Consider the following 20,378-nt stretch of genomic DNA (forward strand, 5'->3'; position numbering starts at 1 on the left):
TCTCCGGGTTTACCTTCAGGGTCAGGCCGAGGCCAGCATCGACGACTTCACCTCGTTGATGGCGGCCTTGAGAATGGTCTCAGCATCCTCGTTGAGCACCTTCTCAGTCTGAACTTTGGTGATGTACTCGGGCTTGTTGGTCTTGAGGTAATCACGCAATTCACGTGAAAACTGAGTGACCTGATCCTCAGGCACCTCATCAATCAAGCCTTTCACTCCTGCATAAACGATCGCAACCTGCTCAGCCAAATTCAGCGGTGCAAACTGAGGCTGCTTAAGCAGCTCACGCAGTCTCTTACCACGCCCCAACTGCTTCTGAGTTGCTTCATCTAAATCAGAGGCGAACTGAGAGAAAGCAGCCAATTCATCAAACTGAGCCAACTCAAGCTTCAACGTGCCGGCAATCTTTTTGATCGCTTTGGTTTGCGCAGCACCACCAACCCGGCTCACTGAAATGCCAACGTTGATGGCAGGACGCAATCCTGAGTTGAAAAGATCTGAACTCAAGAAAATCTGACCATCCGTGATTGAAATCACATTGGTAGGGATATAAGCCGACACGTCTCCTGCTTGGGTTTCAATGATCGGCAGTGCCGTCATCGAACCGCTACCCATCGCATCAGAAAGCTTTGCTGCCCTCTCAAGAAGGCGGCTGTGGAGATAGAAGACATCTCCTGGATAGGCTTCACGACCGGGAGGACGACGCAGCAGCAGTGACATCTGACGATAGGCCTGGGCCTGCTTAGTTAGATCGTCGTAGATGACCAAAGTCGCCTTGCCCTTGTACATGAACGACTCAGCAATAGCTGCGCCCGTGTAAGGAGCCAGGTACTGCAAAGCAGCTGGGTCGGAAGCGCTAGCTGCCACAATCACGGTGTAATCGAGAGCGCCCTTCTCGCGAAGCACCTCAACTACGTTGGCCACAGAGGCAGCCTTCTGGCCGACAGCTACATAAACACAGACAACATCTTCTCCCTTCTGGTTGATGATCGTGTCGATTGCGATCGCAGTCTTACCTGTCTGACGGTCACCAATGATCAACTCACGCTGACCCCTACCGATAGGAATCATCGAATCGATTGATGTAATCCCTGTCTGCAGTGGCTCATGCACCGACTTACGTTTGATGATGCCTGGAGCTATCGACTCAATCAAGCGACTCTCAGTGCTGGGGATGTCGCCTTTGCCATCCATCGGTTGACCCAAAGGAGTCACCACTCTGCCCAGCATCTCATCGCTGACGGGCACTGAGGCAATCTTGCCAGTGGCTTTGACGGTACTGCCTTCCTGAATACCAACACCCTCACCCATCAACACCGCACCAACGTTGTCGTCCTCCAAATTGAGGGCGATCCCTTCAGTGCCATCCTCAAATTCCACCAGTTCGCCAGCCATGACCTGCTCAAGGCCATAGACACGAGCGATACCGTCACCAATCTGCAGAACAGTGCCGACGTTGCTGACGGAAACCGACTTGTCATAGTCGGAGATCTGCTGCTTAAGAATCGCGCTGATCTCGTCGGGGCGGATGGAAACCATGGGAGGCGTTGGTGTTGAGGAAGAGGGTGAGAAAGAGAAAAAGGTAGGGAGCTAGCTCACCTTGGCCAGTGCCAGGCCAAGACGTCGAACCTGTCCAGCAACGCTGGCGTCGATCACCTTGGAGCCGACGTTGACAACGAAACCACCGATTAAATCTGGATCAATTTTGAGGTTGATCTCCAACTTGTCGGTATTGGCCACAGCCTGCACTTTCTTTTGCAGCGCAGCCTGTTGCTGCTCACTGAGTTCAGCAGCAGAGGTCACTGTGGCGAGAGCGATGTTGCGTTGCTCGCGATAGAGCTCAATCAAGCGCTCAAGCACCGCATCCAAAACGCCGATTCGCTGACGATCGGCGAGCAGCTTCAGCAGGTTGAGGAAAGAAGGTGTGACCTGATTAGCAAACAGCTTTTGCAAGGCAGCCTTCTTGGCCTCCACTTCCAAAACGGGTGAGGCCATTGCCCCACTTAGCTCAGGGCAGTCGTTCCACAAGGCCAGAACTGCCTTTGCCTGATCAACCACCTGATCGACTTCCTTGCGGCTTTCAGCCACTTGAAGAAAGGCCTCGGCATAGGGGGTGGTGATGGTGTTAAGCAGTGGCATCAGGCTTCCCCAAGGTTTTTGATGGACTGACTCACCAACTTGGATTGAGCCTCGGTATTGAGTTTTCCAGGTAAAGCAGATAGTGCATTCTCGATCGCCATACGGGCAGCTTCTCGACGCAATTGAGCGCTAGCACGACTGGCTTCAGCATTGAGATCTGCTGTAGCACCCTGCTTAACACGTGCCATCTCCTCAACCGTGCGTTTTTCACTGTCAAGACGAATGGCTTCCGCACGAAGCTTGCAATCCTCGCGGATCTGTTCGGCTTTCTGATGGGCAGCTGCCAAATCCTTTTTGGCAGCTGCCAAAGCCTCGGTGGCCTTAAGCAGACGATCTTCAGAATCCTGAAGATCAGCCATAATGGCGACACGGCGGCGCTCAAGGATCCCCCCTATAAAAGGAGGAAGGAATTTGTAGAGACCGAAAATAACAATCGCCAGATTGACAATGTTGGCGTCAAACAAGTCGAGGTTCAGGCCGAAACCACCCTCACTGGCAAAGAACAAAGGACTAATCATTTGGCTGCCAGCAGGCGGTTAACGATGAGATCACCAAGCTTTTCTGCATCACCCTTAAGTTGACTCAGGGCCGAATCCCTCTGAGCATCAATCTCACGACGAGCCTTCTCCCGAGCTGCATTCGCATCAGCATTTGCAATAGCGAGGGCTTCTCGGTAGAGCTGTTCAGAATCCTTTTCAGCTTCTTGAATTAACTGCTGGGCAGCGATACGGGCTGACTTGAGCTGTTCCTTAAGCTCTAACTCCAGCTTCTCCGCCTCCGCAAGCTTTTGCTTTGCCTCAGCGCGACTGGTTGTGACATAGACCTCTCGTTCCTCAACGACCCGACCAACGGGTCTGAAGAAGAGAGCATTGAGGATGAAGGTGAGGAGCACCACCTGCAACGCCATGAGCGGCAGAGTGGCATCGAAGTCAAATAGACCTCCAGCACCGAACAGAAGCAAGCTGGTCATGAGGCGAGAGTGACAGCAGTTGAAGCAGGACTCAGAACGGAGTGAAGGCTGGAGGGCGATGAATGCCCCTGGGAAGAGTTCCGATCAACTCACAACCATGGCCGTGAGGTGATGAGAGCAGCCAGCTAGCGACTCCGGTCTGGATCAACCAGCGAAGGGATTGGCGAACAGCAACACCAAGGCGACCACAAGGCCATAGATGGTGAGAGATTCCATAAAGGCAAAAGAGAGCAGCAGGGTGCCGCGAATCTTGCCTTCAGCTTCAGGCTGGCGGGCAATGCCCTCAACAGCGCCGCCTGCAGCGGTGCCCTGACCGATACCTGGGCCGATGGCCCCGAGGCCTACAGCTAGACCAGCGGCAACAACAGACGCGGCGGTGGTAATGGAATCCATGGTTGAACTAAAGGTGTGGGGCGCTAAAACAGCGCGTATGGGGACCGAGAGGTTGATACCAGCGCCAGGGACATCTCGGAGATTGTGAGATGGGCCCGAACAAGCCGGACCTGCGCGCATGGAGTTTGCCAGACCGAGGGGTTAGGCCTGGCTAGATCAGAGTTTGATCAATGGTGCTCTTCTACCGCTTCACCGATGTAATAGGCGGCGAGGGTGGCGAAGATTAGAGCCTGAATTGCACTGGTGAACAGGCCAAGGAACATAACCGGGACTGGCAGGAAGAGGGGAACAAGGAAAACCAAAACCGCCACAACCAATTCATCAGCAAGGATGTTTCCAAACAGACGAAAGGAGAGTGATAAAGGCTTGGTGAAATCCTCCACGATCTTGAAGGGGATCATGATCGGGGTTGGATGGACGTAGTACTCGAAGTACCGCAATCCCTTGCGACTCAAACCGGCATAGAAGTAAGAGAGCGACACAAGTAGAGCAAGTGCCACGGTGGTATTGATGTCAGCCGTAGGAGCACCCAACTCACCACTGGGGAGGTGGATTAATTTCCATGGGACCAAAGACCCGCCCCAATTGCTTACAAAGATGAACAAGAACAAGGTGCCAATGAACGGCATCCAATCGCGATAAGCCTTCTCACCAATCTGGGTGCGAGCTAAATCACGGATGTAATCCCAGAGGAACTCGAGAAGATTTTGAACACCGTGTGGATCACGCTCCATCTTGCGTGTGCCCACAACAACAAGGGCAAGAATGGCGCCAATCACAATCCAGGATGTCATGAACACCTGGCCATGGAGCTGAAGATTGCCAATCTGCCAGTAAAGGTGTTGACCCACCTCCAGTTCGGCAAAGGGAAGAGCAATTGGCAAGAAACCCATCAGGCTGGAAATTCGGTGTCGAGAAAACGACGGTTTGAGGAGAAGCCGGCAAACCGGCAATTCAGTTGATTCAGGTTTGGTTCAAGTTCATGACTCAAGCAAAACCTGCAGGATCATGGCGGGCTTATAGAGCAGAAAACCGAGCAGGGCCGGCAGAAGCTCAAGCTGAGGCAAACGAGAAACCGCAAGTACAAGCAAAACGGGAACGAGAAGCTGAAACTTGCTCACACTCTTCGATCCGTTGCCGAGCTTGCCAACGCTGCGAGCTAAAAGCCGCAGGTAGAGAACTCCAGACAAAGCACCGACTAGCACACTGCTAGCGATGTGAAGATCGAAGAAAAGTGCGGTGACGGCCACCGCAAAAGCGGAGACGGTCAACGTTGCCAGGATGTAGCGCCGCTGTAGCTGCGCATAGTCGTCAGATGAAGCCGTAGAAACCACAGCTGACAACTCAGGATCCATAGAGAGCTCAGTGTTAGGGCTAGCCTCCACAGCTGTTTCCAGTCCACCCTGTCCCTCCTTTGGAGGGTCAATTTCAGGCTGGAGCAGCGGGGATGCCAGCAAGGGCGCCGAGGCTCTTGGATAAAGGCCCGCGGAATCTATCATGTAGATGCAACATTTCCAGGCGAAAGCAAGAGCACCTGCCGCCGTTGCAAATCCCTGGCCAAAGAGCTGATCCGCTTCGAATCCCAGCCAAGCGGCAAACATCCGAGAGCTGTATCAGGCGTCGCCTCGATTGCCTTAAGCAACTCAACTTGCTCAACACTTAGCTCTAGAGGAGCCATCTCGAAATCCAGCAAAGACTGGCCAGGCCAGCCCCAGAGACAGATAGAAAGCTTTCCCGTAGCAGCAAGCAACTCCTGATCATCTGTCCAACCCAGGGAGGCCTGTGGCCCCTTGGAGAGGAAGAACTCGAAATGACTGATGTCTGGATCTAGCTGTTCTATCAGTTGCCATTGCTGACGCTGCGGTAACGCCAAAGCCATCTCAAGCAATTCACCCTGTAACAGCCTTACTGGATCCCAAACCTTGGGATTAGAAAAACCCACAAACTCCAAATCAGCTGAAGCGACAAAAGCAAAAAGTCGTTCAAGGTTGTAACTCGTCTCCTGGGGATGGAGATACATATCTGCAAAGTTCACGTCTGCTACGCAGTCGATAGCCCAGCGCTGTTCATGATTAAGCCTGAGGCGGTTGTGCTCAGGCAAGATTTCAAACAGCTGCCGGGCCAATCTCAGGCCCTGCTCATCAGTGCCCACTCCCAGGGACGAAAGAAACCGCTGAATGCGATGAATTTCCCATCGACCAGCTTCGGCATAAAGGAAAAGGTGCAGCAAAGCCCCTGGCTTTAAACGGGATGCCAGAGCTTTGAGTCCAGCTTCTGGCTGTCGCAAGTGGTGCAGCGCACCAACGGAATTGATGTAGTCAAATTGCCCCTCATCTTCAAGCTCGAGCAAGCTTTGGTTCTCGATACGAACATGCGCCTGATCGTTACCTCCGGAACGCTGTAAACGCTCTCGAGCCACCTCCAGCGCGCCGAGGGAAATGTCCACAGCCAGAATCTCCGCGCCGGGATTGAGATGGGCTAGGTAATCGGTACTAACACCCGTACCGCATCCGGCATCAAGGATTTTTAGAGGCTCACTACCAGCACATTTTCGGACAACAGAACCGGTACAGACCGCATAGGCCATATCCACAGACCAACGCCAGTTGTATCCAGGCGGCGGCCCGTCCTGCAAAGGATCTCCTGGGTAAGGGAAGCGGTCATAAAAAGCACTGACAACAGGTGTGGCCTCATCGCACGGCTGAGCAACAGAGGACATCGAAAGGGAGCTGGCAACAAAGCGAGCATTTCATGGCCTCCCCCGAGGGGAGTCAGGACATCCCCTACAGCACATATCCCAAAGCGAAGAAAGCTGAATCGACAAAATCAAACTCGTTTCTAGAAAGAAGATTGTGAAGAGCAAAAATCGAACCTATGACATCTCCTGAATGCCCTTGAACTTCTCTTGTCCAATAATGTTTTAAGCAGTTTTTTGTTGTCAATTAAGACTTGGCAAAGTGCTATTAACACGTCTCAATAGGTCAACTTGACTAAGACCTCCCCTCTTGAGCAGCTCCTCCGTCCTATCCCGCCGGAGTCAAAAACAACGGCAAGGGGCATTACGGCTAAGCCGTAATGATGGAAGCGATCAGTTGTCTTTCTGGCAAAAACGTCTCCCCCTCCCCTGGGCACTCTGGCCCGCTGAAGGCCGTTTACTACTTACCCTTTTTGCCTTCTGGAGCCTGGCAGGGCTGATGGTGCTTGGCTCGGCTAGCTGGTGGGTAGCCACTCGAGAAATGGGAGAAGGTGCTTATTACCTCAAACGACAACTGATATGGATGGCTGCCAGCTGGAGCCTGCTTGGCCTGGCTGTCTCTACCAGTCTGCGCCGTTGGCTAAAACTTGCAGGACCAGCCCTCTGGCTCAGTTGCTTCCTCGTAGCAGCGACCCTAGTCATCGGTAGCACCGTCAATGGGGCCAGTCGCTGGTTAGTGATCGGCCCTCTCCAGATCCAACCATCAGAACTAGTCAAACCCTTTGTGGTGCTGCAAGCCGCCAACCTGTTTGCCCACTGGCAGCGCATCAGATCAGATGAGAAATTGCTCTGGCTTGGCATCTTCGGGGCCCTACTTCTACTGATTCTCAAACAGCCCAACCTCAGCACTGCCGCACTGACGGGCATGTTGTTATGGCTTATGGCACTGGCCGCTGGTCTGAGGTTGCGCACTTTGCTGGCAACCGCCATGGCAGGCGGCCTGCTTGGCACAACCAGCATTCTGATCAATGAGTATCAGCGCATACGCGTGATCTCCTTCCTCGACCCATGGCAAGACCCACAAGGGAGTGGTTATCAGCTCGTACAAAGCCTGCTTGCCATCGGCTCCGGGGGGTGGTTTGGCGAGGGCTTCGGCCTCTCCACCCAAAAACTGCAATACCTGCCCATACAAAGCACTGATTTCATCTATGCCGTTTTTGCCGAGGAATTTGGTTTCGTGGGCTCGGTGATGATGTTGCTCTTCCTGATGTTGGTTGCTTTCCTCGGCCTAAGGGTAGCTCTGAGTTGCAGAACCAACCAGTCGCGATTGGTTGCTATCGGCTGCACAACGATCCTGGTGGGTCAAGCCGTGATCAATGTGGCCGTGGCCTCCGGCGTGATGCCCACAACCGGCTTGCCCTTGCCAATGGTGAGTTATGGAGGCAATTCACTGCTCTCAAGCGTCATGATTGCCGGTCTTTTGATCCGTTGTTCCCTTGAATCAACAGGGCTCCTTGGTGGCAGATCCCCTAGACAGCGACGTCAGTCGATAGGGTAAATACCGTAATTTGATCCGGCTGAACCGGCTCTACCCATCCCTGCTCTGGACCTGGTTCTCTCAGATCTAGCCCGCAACGGTGAGCAAATGCTCAGCCACGGGCTAAGCAATCAAGGTCCGCTCACCCTGGCCCTCGTTTTTGCTGCCGGCTTTCTAACCAGCCTAGGCCCCTGCTCCCTTTCCCTACTACCCGTCACCCTGGCCTATCTGGCAGGTTTTGATAGCAATCAGGCCCCCTGGCGCCGCAGCATCGCATTCTGTGGCGGCATTGTGGGTTCCCTGGTACTGCTTGGCAGTCTTAGTGGTCTGATCGGACGGATTTACGGCCAGGTACCTGGAGTGGTGCCCACCTTGGTAGCACTGCTGGCGGTAGTCATGGGACTGAATCTGCTAGGCCTCCTAAAACTGCCCCTGCCTGCAGGACCAGATCCAGATCTTTGGCGGCAACGCGTTCCAGCTCCACTTGCCCCAGTGGCCGCCGGGTTGGCCTTCGGCCTAGCCGCCTCCCCCTGTACGACACCTGTGCTGGCTGTACTACTGGGATGGATCGCCCAGAGTGGTCAACCTTTGGTAGGAATCGTGCTACTCACCTGCTTTGGCATTGGGCAGGTCCTACCACTGCTACTAGCAGGAAGCGCAGCTGCCATCCTGCCGAAATTACTGGCACTGCGACCATTAGGCCGCTGGATCCCCCCCATGAGCGGAGCCGTTCTACTCACGACGGGCGTTCTCACTCTGTTGGCCCGCTGGAGCTGAACCTATGGCCACCTTTAAACGCCTTCTTGCCTGGATCTCCGACCTACGAATAGCCATAGGTTTGCTACTCGTTATCGCACTCGCAAGTGCCCTAGGTACTGCGATACCCCAAGGAGAACTCCGAGAGAGCTACCTGGAAGGCTATAGCGACAAACCCTGGCTGGGCTTTGTCAACGGTTCGATGATTCTGCGCCTGCAGTTGGATCACGTTTACACCAGCAGCTGGTTTTTAGCGCTGTTGGCCTGGCTTGGGCTTGCACTGATCCTCTGCAGCTGGCGAAGACAATGGCCTGCTCTGCAAGCAGCGCTGCAATGGATCGACTACCAGGAGCCGCGTCAATTAAGCAAACTGGCCATCGCCGAAACAATCTCAAGCCCACCCAAAAACGAAAGTATCGACAAACTGGCAGCCCATCTCCATCAACAGGGATGGCAAGTCCAACAACAGCCTGGCAGGCTTGCCGCGCGGCGCGGGATTATCGGCCGAGCAGGGCCAATGCTTGTGCATCTGGGCCTAGTGCTGCTGATGCTAGGGGCCGTCTGGGGTTCCTTGGGTGGAAATCGTTTGGAGCAATTCCTCGCCCCGGGGCGTTCCCTCGACTTGTTAAACCGTGATGGGAACAGCCATCTCAAACTCACCCTGACAAACTTTGGAATTGAAAGAGACCCAGCGGGTCGACCTGAACAGTTCCGCTCACAACTAGAGCTGCTTGAGCCTGGTCAAGACACTGCCAAGCTGCACGAAGTCAGTGTCAATCATCCGCTGCGCTTCCATGGCTTAACTGTCTATCAAGCAGACTGGTCTCTAGCTGCCATCACACTGCAACTTGGCCGCAGCCCTCAGCTGCAGCTGCCTCTGCGCACTTTCCCAGAGCTTGGTGAACAGGTCTGGGGGCTGGTACTACCGACCAATCCTGATGGCAGCGAGCCAGTCCTTCTGAGCCTCACCAGCGAAGCAGGGCCAGTACAAGTGTTCGATGCCACCGGTGAGCGATTGGCCAGCCTGCGACCAGCAGGTCCAACCGCAGAAGTGAAGGGAATACCAATCCGCATCGTCGATGTTCTACCCGCCAGCGGCCTGCTTCTCAAGCGCGATCCGGGCGTGCCTCTGGTCTACATCGGTTTCTTGATCACCCTGGTGGGTGGGGGGCTGAGCATGATTGCCACGCGCCAACTCTGGGCGGTAGGCGACCCTGAAAATGAATGCCTACACGTTGGCGGTCTCTGCAACCGCAATCTGACCGGCTTCGCTAATGAGCTGCCCAGCCTGCTTGCAGCAGCAGTACCACAGCAATAAGAATCTATATTTACAATATTGCCAATATTTTTTTAATTCTCTGGCCTTAAATCAACCAGCACAAGGAAAGTCAAATAAACCTAAATTAGTATAAACAGTTTTCATTTAAATAGCTATTCCAAAACCATTTAAATCTCGGCTTCAGGCTTTCGTTAAGCATGCCTTAAAGGAGCATTCTTCTTAGTTGATGATTTTCAAATCACACTCTTGCATTCAAAAACGCCTCAGCGCCAATCTTATTTTCTATCAATCCATTATCACCATTCGTGCCATCACCATAGTGATTCAAGGTGCAAATATTATGAAGCCCTGCATTGTAGTCGTTATTAATTACTCCATCATTGATCAACAAGGGATTACTAATGTTTTAGAACAGTTATTCTGCTGCCCGAGTGTTCTATTGTGTCATGATTTACATAGCATTCTATGCAATAAGCATTTTCGCATGAGACACTTGGATCAGTATTAATTGTACTGCCAGCATCATTTGGATGAGGCATAAGTGGCTTGCTCGCCATCTTCAAGCCATAAGACTCTTTAGCAAAATTACGCTATCAATCTGACTGGGCATAAAACCAGCCATCTCTATTGCCTAAGTGACTAGCAGGGCTGGCGACTGCCATGGCTAACCCGCACCACCGTATGCACATTGCCGCGCGGATTGAAATCTGCTTCTAATTGCATCCAGACCGGATTACAGGCGACAACCAAATCATCAAGGATCTTGTTTGCGGCCTCCTCATGTGAAATCGTGCAATTCCGATAGCTATTCACATAGAGCTTGATCGCTTTGAGCTCAATCACTCTCGAGCCTGGCTGATAAAGCAGACGTAGCACAGCAAAGTCGGGATACCCAGAGAACGGACATTGACAGGTGAACTCAGGCAACTCAATTGAGATCTCATAGGGCCGCTCAGGCCTCGGATTGTCAAAGCAGATCAGCTCACCCTCAGCAATCACCCGTTCGCCATAGAGGGTTTTAGATGCCTGCGCTTGAGTACTGCTCACGGGGATGGAACGATGCCTAAAACGGACCCTAGCTCTCGACTCCTAGCTCGGCCTTAGAGGAGAAAGAATCTGCTTCGGAGTCAACGCAAACCGCAGCAACGCTCATCAAAGCCCCAATTTAAGAAACTCTTCAGATGACAAAGTCGAAAACGTTCACCATGAACAGCGTGATCGCTGTAAAAAGGAATTGAAGGACAAAACGTTGAGCTAGGTCATCGCATCGTCGTTGATCCATCAGCCGGAAGTAGCCCTCCGCAAGGCGAAGCAACGCTCCTTTCCACGAAGCGGCACCTCTGCCATCAAGGCAAGAAACCCCATCCCTTCGAGGCTCATCCCATGACCACTCAAGAACGCACCTATCGCGGCGTCACCTACAAGACTGCTGACCACGAGCAGCCCAGTAATAGCGCCGTGAAGCATGTCTACCGCGGACAGCGCTATGAGGCTCCCCTCAAGCATGACGCACGACCTGCTGATACCGAGGTGGAACTCAATTATCGCGGCCAGGTCTACCATCACCGCCAAAATGACGCCGCAAAAAGCTGCAACAGCTAAATCGGTAACAACAGCCACAACCCAGGCCCGTTGAAAAAGCCCTAATGGGTGCACTCACGGGCCCAGTTCATGGACATCTGGTTAATCGGTACTGGTGACAGCATCCAGATCCGCCCTGCCAGCATCCACGGAATGCTCTGGCTACAGACCCATTTTGAAGATGCCCACTGGGATGCGCTTGCTTCAAGCCAAGTCAGACTTCCTCAATTGGACGCGGAAGCCCTTTCCCAGGATGCAAAGAACGCAGGAATGAGCCTCGGACATCTATCTGCCCTATCAGTTCCAGGCCGTTTCTGACACACTTCCTTTATCTCTGAACGAGCAACATCAAGCCGTCATGAAGAAAGTCGAGGCGATTGTCCGTCCCTTCAAGCTTGAGGACGTCAAGCTTGCATTAGTCAATGCCGAGATCATCGGCATGACTGTGAGTGAAGTGAGAGGCTTCGGACGCCAGAAAGGCCAAGTTGAGCGCTATCGGGGCTCGGAATTCACCGTTGAATTCCTGCAGAAGTTAAAGGTCGAAGTGGTCGTCGACGACGACAAGGTGGAAGCTGTCGTGAACGCCATTGCAGAAGCTGCCAAAACAGGCGAAATCGGTGACGGCAAGATTTTCATCTCTCCAGTGGATTCCGTAGTACGTATCCGTACCGGCGAGCGTGACAGCAAGGCCCTCTAGGCCAACGTCTGAGCCACAAGCCTCTCAAGAACTGGAAGATCTACGAGGATCTCGTCACCCAGCCAGAGCAGGTATTCATGATTACCCGCCGGCCCAGTAATCGGAGAGGCGATAAGTCCCTTGGGCCACCAACCCAAGGACCTTGATGTATCGATCACGCTCTTCAAGGCATCCACATGGGCCAAGGCATCCCTGACCACTCCACCTTTACCCACCCGCTCACGCCCAACCTCAAACTGGGGCTTCACCAGCAGCACTGCCTCCGAGTGGTCTGGCTTAAGTAGTTTCTTGATGGCAGGCAGCACAAGCCGCAAGGAGATGAAGGCAAGATCAGCAACAGCAAGGCTCGGCAAAGGCTCCTCAGCCCCGTAGAGCTGATCAGGGCTGAGGGTGCGCAGGTTGGTGCGCTCTCTGAGCACCACACGAGAGTCGTTGCGCAAATTCCAGGCCGTCTGGCCATAGCCCACATCGATTCCATAAACCCGAGCGGCACCATGCTGCAACAGGCAATCGGTGAAACCTCCTGTCGAGATGCCGCCATCCAGGCACACTCGTCCCTCAACATTGAGAGGAAACTCCCGCAGAGCGCCAAGCAACTTTTCCCCGCCACGAGACACGAATCTCGGTGGCTGCTCCACCTGAAGCTCAAGCTCCTGCGACACCTCATGACCAGGCTTATCAAGCAGCTGGCCATTACCATCTCGCACCTTGCCGGCGCGGATCAACTGCTGAGCCTGATGGCGAGAACTCGCCAAGCCCTTCATCAGCAGCTGCAGATCAAGACGCTGTTTGTGGGACATTTCGTCATAAAAGCAGACTTGAAAACGAAACAAAAACCTCTTAACTACCGCAAAAAGCGAAAGCTTCCGAGAAGATCACCGCAACTCGCCCGCAAGGACGTGTCTCAAGGCCAACCTCCACAACCCATAGCTCTCCATCGGTACCAAAGCCGCAGCAATCACCATGTTGTTCCTCAAAAGCAACTCGCCACAGTGCTGGAGCTACTTCCGCCGGGCAGCTTTGTGACCCTTGAAAATCAACCCAACGATCTACCGCCATTCCAATTGATCCAATGCAAAGGTGGCCGTTGCTGGGTACGGCAACAGGCCTGGGGGCAACATGTTCATTGGGAAGTTGAACACCGCCGACTCAAGTCAGCCTGAATCCAAAGACTTAAGTTCAAGAATCAACCGCCCATCTGTGAGCCCTTGATCGAGCGCTACACACTGCCCGAAATGGGCGAGATTTGGACCGACAGGGCCAAGTATCAAAGCTGGCTAGATGTAGAGATCGCCGCTTGTGAGGCCAACTGTCAACTGGGGAAGATCCCAGCGGCTGAAATGCAGCAGATTCGTGAACGCGCAACCTTCGAGCCACAGCGCATCTTGGAGATTGAGGCAGAGGTTCGCCACGACGTCATCGCCTTCCTGACCAACGTTAATGAACACGTAGGGGATGCCGGCCGCTACATCCACGTCGGCATGACCAGCAGCGATGTGCTGGATACGGGTCTGGCCCTGCAGTTAAAAAACTCTGTGGCATTGCTAAAACAAGAACTGGGCAGCCTTCAAGAAGCGATCCGCAGCTTGGCAGTGGAGCACAAGGGCACAGTCATGATCGGCCGCTCCCATGCCATCCATGGCGAACCCATCACCTTCGGTTTCAAACTGGCCGGTTGGCTAGCAGAAACAATGCGCAATGCCGAGCGACTGGAAAGGCTGGAGAGGGATGTGGCTGTAGGCCAGATCAGTGGCGCCATGGGCACCTACGCCAATACCGATCCAAAGGTTGAGCAGCTCACATGCGAGCGCCTTTGCCTCATCCCAGACACCGCTAGTACCCAGGTCATCTCTCGCGATCGTCATGCGGACTATGTACAGACCCTGGCATTAGTGGGGGCGTCTCTAGATCGATTCGCGACAGAGATCCGCAACTTGCAGCGAACCGATGTACTGGAAGTGGAGGAGAGCTTTGCTAAAGGACAAAAGGGAAGTTCGGCGATGCCACATAAACGCAACCCGATTCGGGCTGAGCGGATTAGTGGTCTTGCAAGGGTCCTACGCAGCTATGTCGTCGCAGCACTCGAAAACGTGGCCCTCTGGCATGAGCGTGATATCAGTCACAGCTCCACTGAGCGAATGATGCTGCCGGATTGCTCCGTCACACTCCACTTCATGTTGCGAGAGATGACCCAAGTCGTGCAGGGCCTTGGTATCTACCCAGCAAACATGCGTCGCAACATGAATATCTATGGCGGCGTGGTGTTCAGTCAGCGGGTGCTATTGGCGCTTGTTGAGAACGGCATGAGCAGAGAAGATGCCTACAGTGTTGTCCAGCGCAACGCCCATGCTGCGTGGAATACCGAAGGGGGTAACTTCCGCGCCAATCTTGAGGCCGATCCTGAAGTATCGACCCTTCTCAATGCCAAGGCGCTAGCCGAATGCTTCAGCACAGAGCTACACCAAGCCAACCTGGACGTGATCTGGCAACGGCTCGGACTCTGAATCCGATGTTCTGGACGTCTAAACCGATTGGAATGATTTGAGTCGTTTAAGTCTCGCCAGACTTTTTACCATCATTGAATGGGTTCTAACGCGCTCTCAAACCCCACAAAACCAGTGAAGGTCAATTTGATCTGCTTCTACCCCTTGCCGACAACTTGATGGCTGACCTGATGCGTATCGAACACGACAGCATGGGCACTATTGAGGTGCCCGCTGGGGTTCTCTGGGGTGCACAAACCCAGCGATCGCTCCTTAACTTCGCCATCAGCACAGACCGCATGCCAGTCGAACTGATCCATGCCTTGGCATTGATCAAACAGGCTGCCGCCAGCGTGAACTGTCGCCTGGGTGTGCTCGATGAAGTCCAGCGGGATCAAATTATCAAGGCTGCCTCTGCTGTTGCATCCGGTCTTCACGACGATCAGTTTCCACTGAGGGTGTGGCAAACCGGTAGCGGTACCCACACAAACATGAATGTCAACGAGGTGATTAGCAACCTGGCGTCTCAGGCAAACGACGAACCCCTAGGTAGCCATAGGCCGGTGCATCCAAACGATCATGTCAATCGATCCCAGTCCACCAATGACGCCTTCCCTACAGCTATACATATCGCCGCAGTCCAGGGGATCACCAACAACTTGCTGCCTGAACTGGAGCAATTGATCGCAGCCTTTGCCCGAAAAAGCGATGCCTGGAGTGACATCATCAAAATCGGTCGCACTCATCTACAGGATGCCGTACCTCTCACCCTTGGTCAGGAGGCCTCTGCGTGGCGGGATCAAATTGCCTCAGCCCATAGTCGTATTCAGTCAAGCCTGATAGAGCTCTACCCCCTGCCGCTTGGAGGCACCGCCGTGGGAACAGGCCTCAACGCCCCAGCTCGCTTCGGTCAAGAAACAGCTGCGCAACTTGCCAGCATCACAGGCCTGCCATTCAGCTCAGCGAAAAACAAGTTCGCCGTGATGGCGAGCCATGACGGGTTAGTGAATGCAATGGCTCAGTTGCGCATGTTGGCGGTTGCCCTTTTCAAGATCTCCAATGATCTGCGCCTACTGGCCTGTGGCCCAAGGGCCGGCCTGGCAGAGCTGCATCTACCTGAGAATGAGCCGGGAAGCTCGATCATGCCTGGGAAAGTCAACCCCTCTCAATGCGAGGCCATGGCCATGGTCTGTTTACAGGTCATCGGGCTTGATTCAGCCGTGACCATGGCAGGTGGGAGTGGTCATCTCCAAATGAACGTCTACAAACCCCTGATTGGCTTCAACCTGCTTCACAGCATTGAATTGCTACATGACGCCTGCCGCAAGTACCGGCTGGCAATGGTGCAAGGGATTGAACCAAACCGAATCAAGATCCAGCATGATCTAGAGCAATCGCTGATGCTAGTGACTGCTTTAGCCCCAGAAATCGGTTACGACAAAGCCAGTGAGATTGCCCACCTCGCCCATGAGAAGGGATTCAGCCTGCGTGAAGCAGCACTAAAACTCGGCTATGTGAGCAAAGAAGACTTCGATCGCATTGTTAATCCGGCATTGATGACATCTGCTCGGCTGTGACCCCCCGATGACATCAAATTCTGGCGAATCAAGAAGCATCCAGAGTCAGAGTTCCGCACAGCAACGAATCAGCAATCTTCATGGTCAAGCCCAGCACGCCCGCCGGGGTTGGCGACCCTGGATGCTCTTTCTAGTTTGCTCCCTTTTCTATTTCTACGAGTTCTTCGCACGAGTCGCACCGGGCGTCCTACAACCCGAATTGATGCGGGTCACCGGCTCGAGCCAAGGAGAGTTTGGTCTCGCCATGGGAATGTATTTTCTCGCATACGCTCCTTCACAGCTTCTTGTAGGCCGCCTTCTCGATCGCTTCGGAGTCCGTGCCGTCGTTGCCCCAGCGGCACTTGTCGTAGCCCTGGGTTGTCTGCTCTTTGCCAGCACCAACAATGTGGTGGTGCTGGGACTAGGGCGCTTGATGCAGGGATTGGGCAGTTCAGTTGCTTATCTCGGCGTCATCTATCTCGCCATGATCTGGTTCCCGCCAAAACGCCATGGGATGGTCCCGGGTTTAACCGTAGCGATGGGCACTCTGGGCGCATCTTTCGCTCAATACCCACTTCTGATTCTGACGAAGTCATGGGGTTGGCGCATCCCTTTGCTGGTTTGTACAGGGGCGGGTCTGATCATCGCTCTCATGCTGTGGAAACTCCTACCCAAGCGCCCCAATTGGTTCGTGGAGTTGATGCGAGAAGACGGGTTTGATCCAAAGAGTCCGCAGCCACTCGCGAGTCTGATCAAGGAAATCATGCGCGACCGGAATATCTGGTGTCTTTCTCTCGCCGCAGCAGGTTTATATCTCCCGATCTCAGTGATTGGCGATCTTTGGGGAGTGACCTTCCTGCACATCCACTCAGGTTTGTCGACAGGGCTATCGAGTTTGCTCACCACTCTCATCTTCATTGGTTTCGCCGCCGGAGGAATTGCAACTGGGCACTTATCCGATCGCTTGAAGCGCCGCAAGATTCTTTTTATCACTGGAGCAATCTTGTCGTCCGTGATCGCCGTTGCAATTGCCTTGACGAACTCAGCCCCGCTTTGGTTGACCGCGATGTTGATGATCGCACTCGGATTGACAACAGGTTCCCAGCTGCTGGCTTTCGTGATGACGGCCGACGTGGCAAAACGTCATAACCGTGCGGTCAAACTAGCTTTCGTGAACTTCGTTGTCATGGTGCTGCCAGTCTTCATTCAGCCCGCTGTTGGCTTCCTTGCTCAAGTAGGGGTTGCTAAGAGCTTGGTCCCATCCCCGGGCCAGGAGCTCCAAGGCTATGGTCTCGTTGTGGTGCTGATGTTCATATCAACAGGGCTCTCCCTCTGCGTGAAAGATACGAAACCGCGCAAGGAGAAATTTGTCATGGCCCACTAACTAACCAACCAGAACTCGCCTGATCAAGCCACCCGCTCTGTAGCAGGATTGAGCTCTTCGTCAACTGCAGCCGCATTTAACAGATCCTCTGCCTCACACACAGGGAAGCGATTGATCGCTTTCAGTGCCAAACGTGCATTACGACGCAACTGCTCACTGATCGCCTCGCAGTAAGGCACCTGTGCGAGCAGGTCCACCGTGCGGCGGAGGATCCGCACGACATCGCCCTCATCCAGTGACGTATTAGCAATCAGATCACTCCAGGCTGTACCACGGGCCCAGGCATCGACCAAACCCATCAGCTCAGGCTCCCACCAAGCGGGAACAACCACTTGGCAGCGCTCCTGTGCCCGCAAGAGCTCTCGGCGAATACCTGCTAGATCATGGAGGGCCTCCTCCGCACTCGCCGGTGGTGGGTAGCCACTCCAAAGATCAGGACGATTGACCTCCGTGCTGATCGCCTCGAACACCGCCGCCAGATTGGCAGGGTGCAAGTCATCCAAATGGCCACTCATCAATGAAAGACCCAGCCAAAGTTCGTTGTCGCCCCGCATCGCAGCCACAGTGCGCCCAATCTCCGTGGGTTCCAAATCATCCAGACAACCAAAGTGCTGCAAGATCTCGATCAAACTCAAAAAGGTCTCCCAATGACGGTTGGCCCTCTGGTGCAGCAACTGCTGACGTTCGCAGATCTCAAGCTCCAGCTCCTCCATACGACGGCGATGTTTCTTGAGCTGTTTGCGATCCCCCCAACGATGAGCCGGTTGCTGCTCTAACTCTTCCTCAAGACCACGAACACGCTGCGCCTGGGCCAACACCTCACCGGCCAGGTCGTACTGGGGAGTCGTCATGTCGTGACGCTTGGCCATATGGGCGACAGCAAGAGCAAGGCTTCCACTGTGCTGATCCCCATGGCGAAGTTCACCAGAGCGCTGCAGATCCGGCTCATTCATTTCAGTCACTTGCAAGCAGCTCAATTCCGCATGCAGACTGACAACCGCCGGACAGGGCAGCAGTAGCCAAACGTTCTCATCGGTTAGGCAAAGCAGAAGTGGAAACTGACCTGGGCCCTCAAGCTTGTCGACGATCACAGCTGGAGTGACACGTCCCCGCAACTGGGGAGCCTTTAGGCTCACCAACGTGCCAACACTGGCAAACTGCAAAGCCAGGGTGAGCTCATTGGCCAAGGTCTCCTCAGCCTGTTGCTGCAAAATCCGCAACAAACGCCGCTCCTCACGCAATCGACTGCGTCGCTTTTCATAATCCTCAAAGTCTTGCCAGGGAACATCACCAGCAACTCCCTGCAGTTGCCCCAGCTGTAGCCGCAGTTGTTCCAGCGATTCCTCCTCGTACACCAAATCCAGGCTGGCTAAATAGCGACCAAAACTGCGTTCTACAAGTTCCCTTGCCTTCTTGAGGTCATGGCGCTGCAACAAGTTCAGCACCATGCCGTAGCTAGGGGTGAACTGACTCACAAGAGGATCTGCTGGGCTGGTGGCCAGCTGGCCTGCCTCACGCACGCCCTCGAAACGACTTTGCACTGTGACCACATAACCCTGAGAATCCAACCCGCGCCGCCCGGCACGGCCCGCCATCTGTAAAAATTCACTGCCCATCAGTGGTCGGTGGCCACGCTCAGTGCGCTTCGACAACGCTGAAATCACAGTGCTACGTGCCGGCATGTTGATCCCTGCCGCGAGCGTTTCAGTAGCAAACACCACCTTCACAAGCCCCTGCTGAAACAACTCCTCGATCAGTTCCTTCCACGCAGGCAGCACACCAGCATGATGAGCAGCAATGCCCCGCAGCAGGGCATCAGCATGGATGCCATCACGAACAGCCTCTGGATTGGTCTCGCTATAGGTTCGAAGACGCTGGCGAATCTGCTCTTGCTGAGTCGGTGAGACCAGACACTGAGAGCCAAGATCCTTAACGGATTTATCACAACCACGACGGCTGAAGATGAAATAAATCGCCGGCAACATTTCGCGCTCCGCCATCTGCGCAATTACAAATTTGATGGGCGGTGGTTCTGGCTGAGGGGGCTTAGGGGAACGCCCCTTGCGCTTGTGCCCCTTAGGAGCACGCCACACCTTGCTGTTGGGATGAAGTCCTTTGCCCGCATCGTTGAGCAAAGGATGCAATCCCTTAGCACTGCAGAAGCTGAACTGCAGTGGTACCGGCCGATAATCGCTGAACACCAACTGTGTAGGGCCATGCACCCGCTCAATCCAGTCGGTGAGCTGTCCAGCATTGGCCACCGTTGCAGAAAGCGCCACCAATTGCACAGACGCTGGACAGTGAATGATCGACTCTTCCCACACCGTGCCCCGTTGAGAATCATTCATGTAGTGGCACTCATCGAGCACCACCGCTTCCACGTCAGCCAACGGATCGTCAGCCTGGTCTGCTTCCGCATAAAGCATGTTGCGGAAGATCTCGGTGGTCATCACCACAATCGAAGCCTCACGATTGACGCTCAGATCACCGGTCATCAGCCCCACATTCTGCGAACCAAACTGTTCACGGAAATCGCGCAACTTCTGATTTGAAAGAGCCTTCAGGGGCGTGGTGTAAAAAACCTTCTGCCCATGGGCAATCGCCCTATGGATGGCATATTCGCCCACCAATGTCTTACCGGATCCCGTAGGAGCACTAACAACCACAGAATGTCCATGGTTAAGTGCGGCAATGGCCTCAAGCTGGAATTCATCCAGCGGAAAAGAAAAGATCGCAAATGGATCCGGTTCAAGCTTGGCGACGTCGGGAGCAGTCGTGACGTGCGCCACTGAACTCATAGTTTCAATCCTAAAGAGCCCTGCAATCCACTTCTGGCCATCGTTGGCATTGGCCCCAGCCAGCATGCCAACAAGGCAAAATCAAGCCAAAGAAGCCATCCTGAACTGCG

The 20,378-nt window shown here is 54.1% G+C and carries 21 protein-coding genes and 1 riboswitch; of the genes, 10 read left to right on the forward strand and 11 right to left on the reverse strand.

Annotated elements, in window-relative coordinates; all coding sequences use genetic code 11:
* Window positions 1–21: 21 nt before the first annotated feature.
* From atpA to AKG35_RS07860, 8 genes are all read right to left on the reverse strand, one after another.
* The gene (gene atpA, locus AKG35_RS07825; protein ID WP_011130835.1) at window positions 22–1,539 is read right to left on the reverse strand and encodes a F0F1 ATP synthase subunit alpha; all 1,518 of its coding nucleotides are present in this window, start codon (window positions 1,537–1,539) and stop codon (window positions 22–24) included.
* A gap of 51 nt (window positions 1,540–1,590) precedes the next feature.
* Complete coding sequence (atpH, locus tag AKG35_RS07830) at window positions 1,591–2,139, reverse strand: ATP synthase F1 subunit delta (RefSeq protein WP_011130836.1); 549 nt, start codon at window positions 2,137–2,139, stop codon at window positions 1,591–1,593.
* On the reverse strand, window positions 2,139–2,657 hold the full coding sequence (locus AKG35_RS07835; protein ID WP_011130837.1) for a F0F1 ATP synthase subunit B: 519 nt from the start codon (window positions 2,655–2,657) through the stop codon (window positions 2,139–2,141). The genes atpH and AKG35_RS07835 overlap by 1 nt, the downstream gene beginning before the upstream one ends.
* The gene (locus AKG35_RS07840; protein ID WP_011130838.1) at window positions 2,654–3,109 is read right to left on the reverse strand and encodes a F0F1 ATP synthase subunit B'; all 456 of its coding nucleotides are present in this window, start codon (window positions 3,107–3,109) and stop codon (window positions 2,654–2,656) included. The genes AKG35_RS07835 and AKG35_RS07840 overlap by 4 nt, the downstream gene beginning before the upstream one ends.
* A gap of 144 nt (window positions 3,110–3,253) precedes the next feature.
* Window positions 3,254–3,502, reverse strand: a complete 249-nt coding sequence (atpE, locus tag AKG35_RS07845; RefSeq protein WP_011130839.1) for an ATP synthase F0 subunit C — start codon at window positions 3,500–3,502, stop codon at window positions 3,254–3,256.
* Window positions 3,503–3,669: 167 nt separating this feature from the next.
* Window positions 3,670–4,395, reverse strand: coding sequence for a F0F1 ATP synthase subunit A (gene atpB, locus AKG35_RS07850; RefSeq protein WP_011130840.1), 726 nt, complete (start codon window positions 4,393–4,395; stop codon window positions 3,670–3,672).
* Between the two features lie 87 nt (window positions 4,396–4,482).
* The gene (locus AKG35_RS13410) at window positions 4,483–5,001 is read right to left on the reverse strand and encodes a H+-transporting ATP synthase (protein ID WP_011130841.1); all 519 of its coding nucleotides are present in this window, start codon (window positions 4,999–5,001) and stop codon (window positions 4,483–4,485) included.
* Entirely contained in the window at window positions 4,998–6,221 is a 1,224-nt protein-coding gene (locus AKG35_RS07860; RefSeq protein ID WP_011130842.1) for a class I SAM-dependent methyltransferase, read from the reverse strand. Before AKG35_RS07860 ends, AKG35_RS13410 begins: the two co-directional genes overlap by 4 nt.
* Before the next feature lie 286 nt (window positions 6,222–6,507).
* On the opposite strand from AKG35_RS07860, the gene AKG35_RS07865 reads away from it, so the two are divergent.
* The 3 genes from AKG35_RS07865 to AKG35_RS07875 all read left to right on the forward strand — a co-directional run bounded on the left by AKG35_RS07865 (window position 6,508) and on the right by AKG35_RS07875 (window position 9,808).
* Window positions 6,508–7,755, forward strand: a complete 1,248-nt coding sequence (locus AKG35_RS07865) for an FtsW/RodA/SpoVE family cell cycle protein (protein ID WP_011130843.1) — start codon at window positions 6,508–6,510, stop codon at window positions 7,753–7,755.
* Window positions 7,756–7,842: 87 nt separating this feature from the next.
* Window positions 7,843–8,511, forward strand: a complete 669-nt coding sequence (locus tag AKG35_RS07870) for a cytochrome c biogenesis CcdA family protein (protein WP_196757488.1) — start codon at window positions 7,843–7,845, stop codon at window positions 8,509–8,511.
* A gap of 4 nt (window positions 8,512–8,515) precedes the next feature.
* The gene (locus AKG35_RS07875) at window positions 8,516–9,808 is read left to right on the forward strand and encodes a cytochrome c biogenesis protein ResB (RefSeq protein WP_011130845.1); all 1,293 of its coding nucleotides are present in this window, start codon (window positions 8,516–8,518) and stop codon (window positions 9,806–9,808) included.
* 600 nt (window positions 9,809–10,408) lie between these two features.
* On the opposite strand, the gene queF is transcribed toward AKG35_RS07875, so the two are convergent.
* Window positions 10,409–10,816 (reverse strand): preQ(1) synthase, encoded by a 408-nt coding sequence (gene queF / locus AKG35_RS07880; RefSeq protein WP_011130846.1) that lies wholly within the window; start codon window positions 10,814–10,816, stop codon window positions 10,409–10,411.
* Window positions 10,817–11,014: 198 nt separating this feature from the next.
* Window positions 11,015–11,090: riboswitch (Glutamine riboswitch) on the forward strand.
* A gap of 62 nt (window positions 11,091–11,152) precedes the next feature.
* Here queF and AKG35_RS12410 point away from each other — a divergent pair.
* From AKG35_RS12410 to AKG35_RS07895, 3 genes are read left to right on the forward strand one after another with little or no spacing between them, the layout of a single operon-like run.
* Window positions 11,153–11,371 carry a DUF4278 domain-containing protein gene (locus tag AKG35_RS12410; RefSeq protein WP_011130847.1) on the forward strand — a complete coding sequence of 73 codons (219 nt, stop codon included), beginning with the start codon at window positions 11,153–11,155 and terminating at the stop codon, window positions 11,369–11,371.
* A gap of 48 nt (window positions 11,372–11,419) precedes the next feature.
* Window positions 11,420–11,668 (forward strand): hypothetical protein, encoded by a 249-nt coding sequence (locus AKG35_RS07890; RefSeq protein WP_011130848.1) that lies wholly within the window; start codon window positions 11,420–11,422, stop codon window positions 11,666–11,668.
* A gap of 40 nt (window positions 11,669–11,708) precedes the next feature.
* Window positions 11,709–12,047 carry a P-II family nitrogen regulator gene (locus AKG35_RS07895; RefSeq protein ID WP_011130849.1) on the forward strand — a complete coding sequence of 113 codons (339 nt, stop codon included), beginning with the start codon at window positions 11,709–11,711 and terminating at the stop codon, window positions 12,045–12,047.
* Here AKG35_RS07895 and AKG35_RS07900 read toward each other — a convergent pair.
* On the reverse strand, window positions 12,044–12,847 hold the full coding sequence (locus AKG35_RS07900; RefSeq protein WP_011130850.1) for a TlyA family RNA methyltransferase: 804 nt from the start codon (window positions 12,845–12,847) through the stop codon (window positions 12,044–12,046). The genes AKG35_RS07895 and AKG35_RS07900 overlap by 4 nt on opposite strands.
* Here AKG35_RS07900 and AKG35_RS07905 point away from each other — a divergent pair.
* From AKG35_RS07905 to AKG35_RS07920, 4 genes are all read left to right on the forward strand, one after another.
* Complete coding sequence (locus AKG35_RS07905; protein WP_236069575.1) at window positions 12,785–13,210, forward strand: hypothetical protein; 426 nt, start codon at window positions 12,785–12,787, stop codon at window positions 13,208–13,210. The two genes, AKG35_RS07900 and AKG35_RS07905, sit on opposite strands and share 63 nt — an antisense overlap.
* A gap of 45 nt (window positions 13,211–13,255) precedes the next feature.
* Window positions 13,256–14,551, forward strand: a complete 1,296-nt coding sequence (gene purB, locus AKG35_RS07910) for an adenylosuccinate lyase (RefSeq protein WP_011130852.1) — start codon at window positions 13,256–13,258, stop codon at window positions 14,549–14,551.
* Between the two features lie 158 nt (window positions 14,552–14,709).
* Window positions 14,710–16,107, forward strand: coding sequence for a class II fumarate hydratase (gene fumC, locus AKG35_RS07915; RefSeq protein ID WP_041384566.1), 1,398 nt, complete (start codon window positions 14,710–14,712; stop codon window positions 16,105–16,107).
* Window positions 16,108–16,114: 7 nt separating this feature from the next.
* Window positions 16,115–17,470, forward strand: a complete 1,356-nt coding sequence (locus AKG35_RS07920) for an MFS transporter (RefSeq protein ID WP_041384567.1) — start codon at window positions 16,115–16,117, stop codon at window positions 17,468–17,470.
* Window positions 17,471–17,493: 23 nt separating this feature from the next.
* On the opposite strand, the gene AKG35_RS07925 is transcribed toward AKG35_RS07920, so the two are convergent.
* Window positions 17,494–20,268, reverse strand: a complete 2,775-nt coding sequence (locus tag AKG35_RS07925) for a DEAD/DEAH box helicase (protein WP_011130855.1) — start codon at window positions 20,266–20,268, stop codon at window positions 17,494–17,496.
* Between the last annotated feature and the right edge of the window lie 110 nt (window positions 20,269–20,378).

The sequence above is a fragment of the Prochlorococcus marinus str. MIT 9313 genome (genome assembly GCF_000011485.1).
Lineage (GTDB): Bacteria > Cyanobacteriota > Cyanobacteriia > PCC-6307 > Cyanobiaceae > Prochlorococcus > Prochlorococcus marinus_D.

Excerpts from the sequence above, each read along its gene's own strand:
- atpA (WP_011130835.1), bottom strand. The coding sequence starts at position 1,539 with ATGGTTTCCATCCGCCCCGACGAGATCAGCGCGATTCTTAAGCAGCAG.
- atpH (WP_011130836.1), bottom strand. The coding sequence starts at position 2,139 with ATGCCACTGCTTAACACCATCACCACCCCCTATGCCGAGGCCTTTCTT.
- AKG35_RS07835 (WP_011130837.1), bottom strand. The coding sequence starts at position 2,657 with ATGATTAGTCCTTTGTTCTTTGCCAGTGAGGGTGGTTTCGGCCTGAAC.
- AKG35_RS07840 (WP_011130838.1), bottom strand. The coding sequence starts at position 3,109 with ATGACCAGCTTGCTTCTGTTCGGTGCTGGAGGTCTATTTGACTTCGAT.
- atpE (WP_011130839.1), bottom strand. The coding sequence starts at position 3,502 with ATGGATTCCATTACCACCGCCGCGTCTGTTGTTGCCGCTGGTCTAGCT.
- atpB (WP_011130840.1), bottom strand. The coding sequence starts at position 4,395 with ATGGGTTTCTTGCCAATTGCTCTTCCCTTTGCCGAACTGGAGGTGGGT.
- AKG35_RS13410 (WP_011130841.1), bottom strand. The coding sequence starts at position 5,001 with ATGATAGATTCCGCGGGCCTTTATCCAAGAGCCTCGGCGCCCTTGCTG.
- AKG35_RS07860 (WP_011130842.1), bottom strand. The coding sequence starts at position 6,221 with ATGTCCTCTGTTGCTCAGCCGTGCGATGAGGCCACACCTGTTGTCAGT.
- AKG35_RS07870 (WP_196757488.1), top strand. The coding sequence starts at position 7,843 with ATGCTCAGCCACGGGCTAAGCAATCAAGGTCCGCTCACCCTGGCCCTC.
- AKG35_RS07875 (WP_011130845.1), top strand. The coding sequence starts at position 8,516 with ATGGCCACCTTTAAACGCCTTCTTGCCTGGATCTCCGACCTACGAATA.
- AKG35_RS12410 (WP_011130847.1), top strand. The coding sequence starts at position 11,153 with ATGACCACTCAAGAACGCACCTATCGCGGCGTCACCTACAAGACTGCT.
- AKG35_RS07895 (WP_011130849.1), top strand. The coding sequence starts at position 11,709 with ATGAAGAAAGTCGAGGCGATTGTCCGTCCCTTCAAGCTTGAGGACGTC.
- AKG35_RS07905 (WP_236069575.1), top strand. The coding sequence starts at position 12,785 with ATGGCGAGAACTCGCCAAGCCCTTCATCAGCAGCTGCAGATCAAGACG.
- AKG35_RS07900 (WP_011130850.1), bottom strand. The coding sequence starts at position 12,847 with ATGTCCCACAAACAGCGTCTTGATCTGCAGCTGCTGATGAAGGGCTTG.
- fumC (WP_041384566.1), top strand. The coding sequence starts at position 14,710 with ATGGCTGACCTGATGCGTATCGAACACGACAGCATGGGCACTATTGAG.
- AKG35_RS07920 (WP_041384567.1), top strand. The coding sequence starts at position 16,115 with ATGACATCAAATTCTGGCGAATCAAGAAGCATCCAGAGTCAGAGTTCC.
- AKG35_RS07925 (WP_011130855.1), bottom strand. The coding sequence starts at position 20,268 with ATGAGTTCAGTGGCGCACGTCACGACTGCTCCCGACGTCGCCAAGCTT.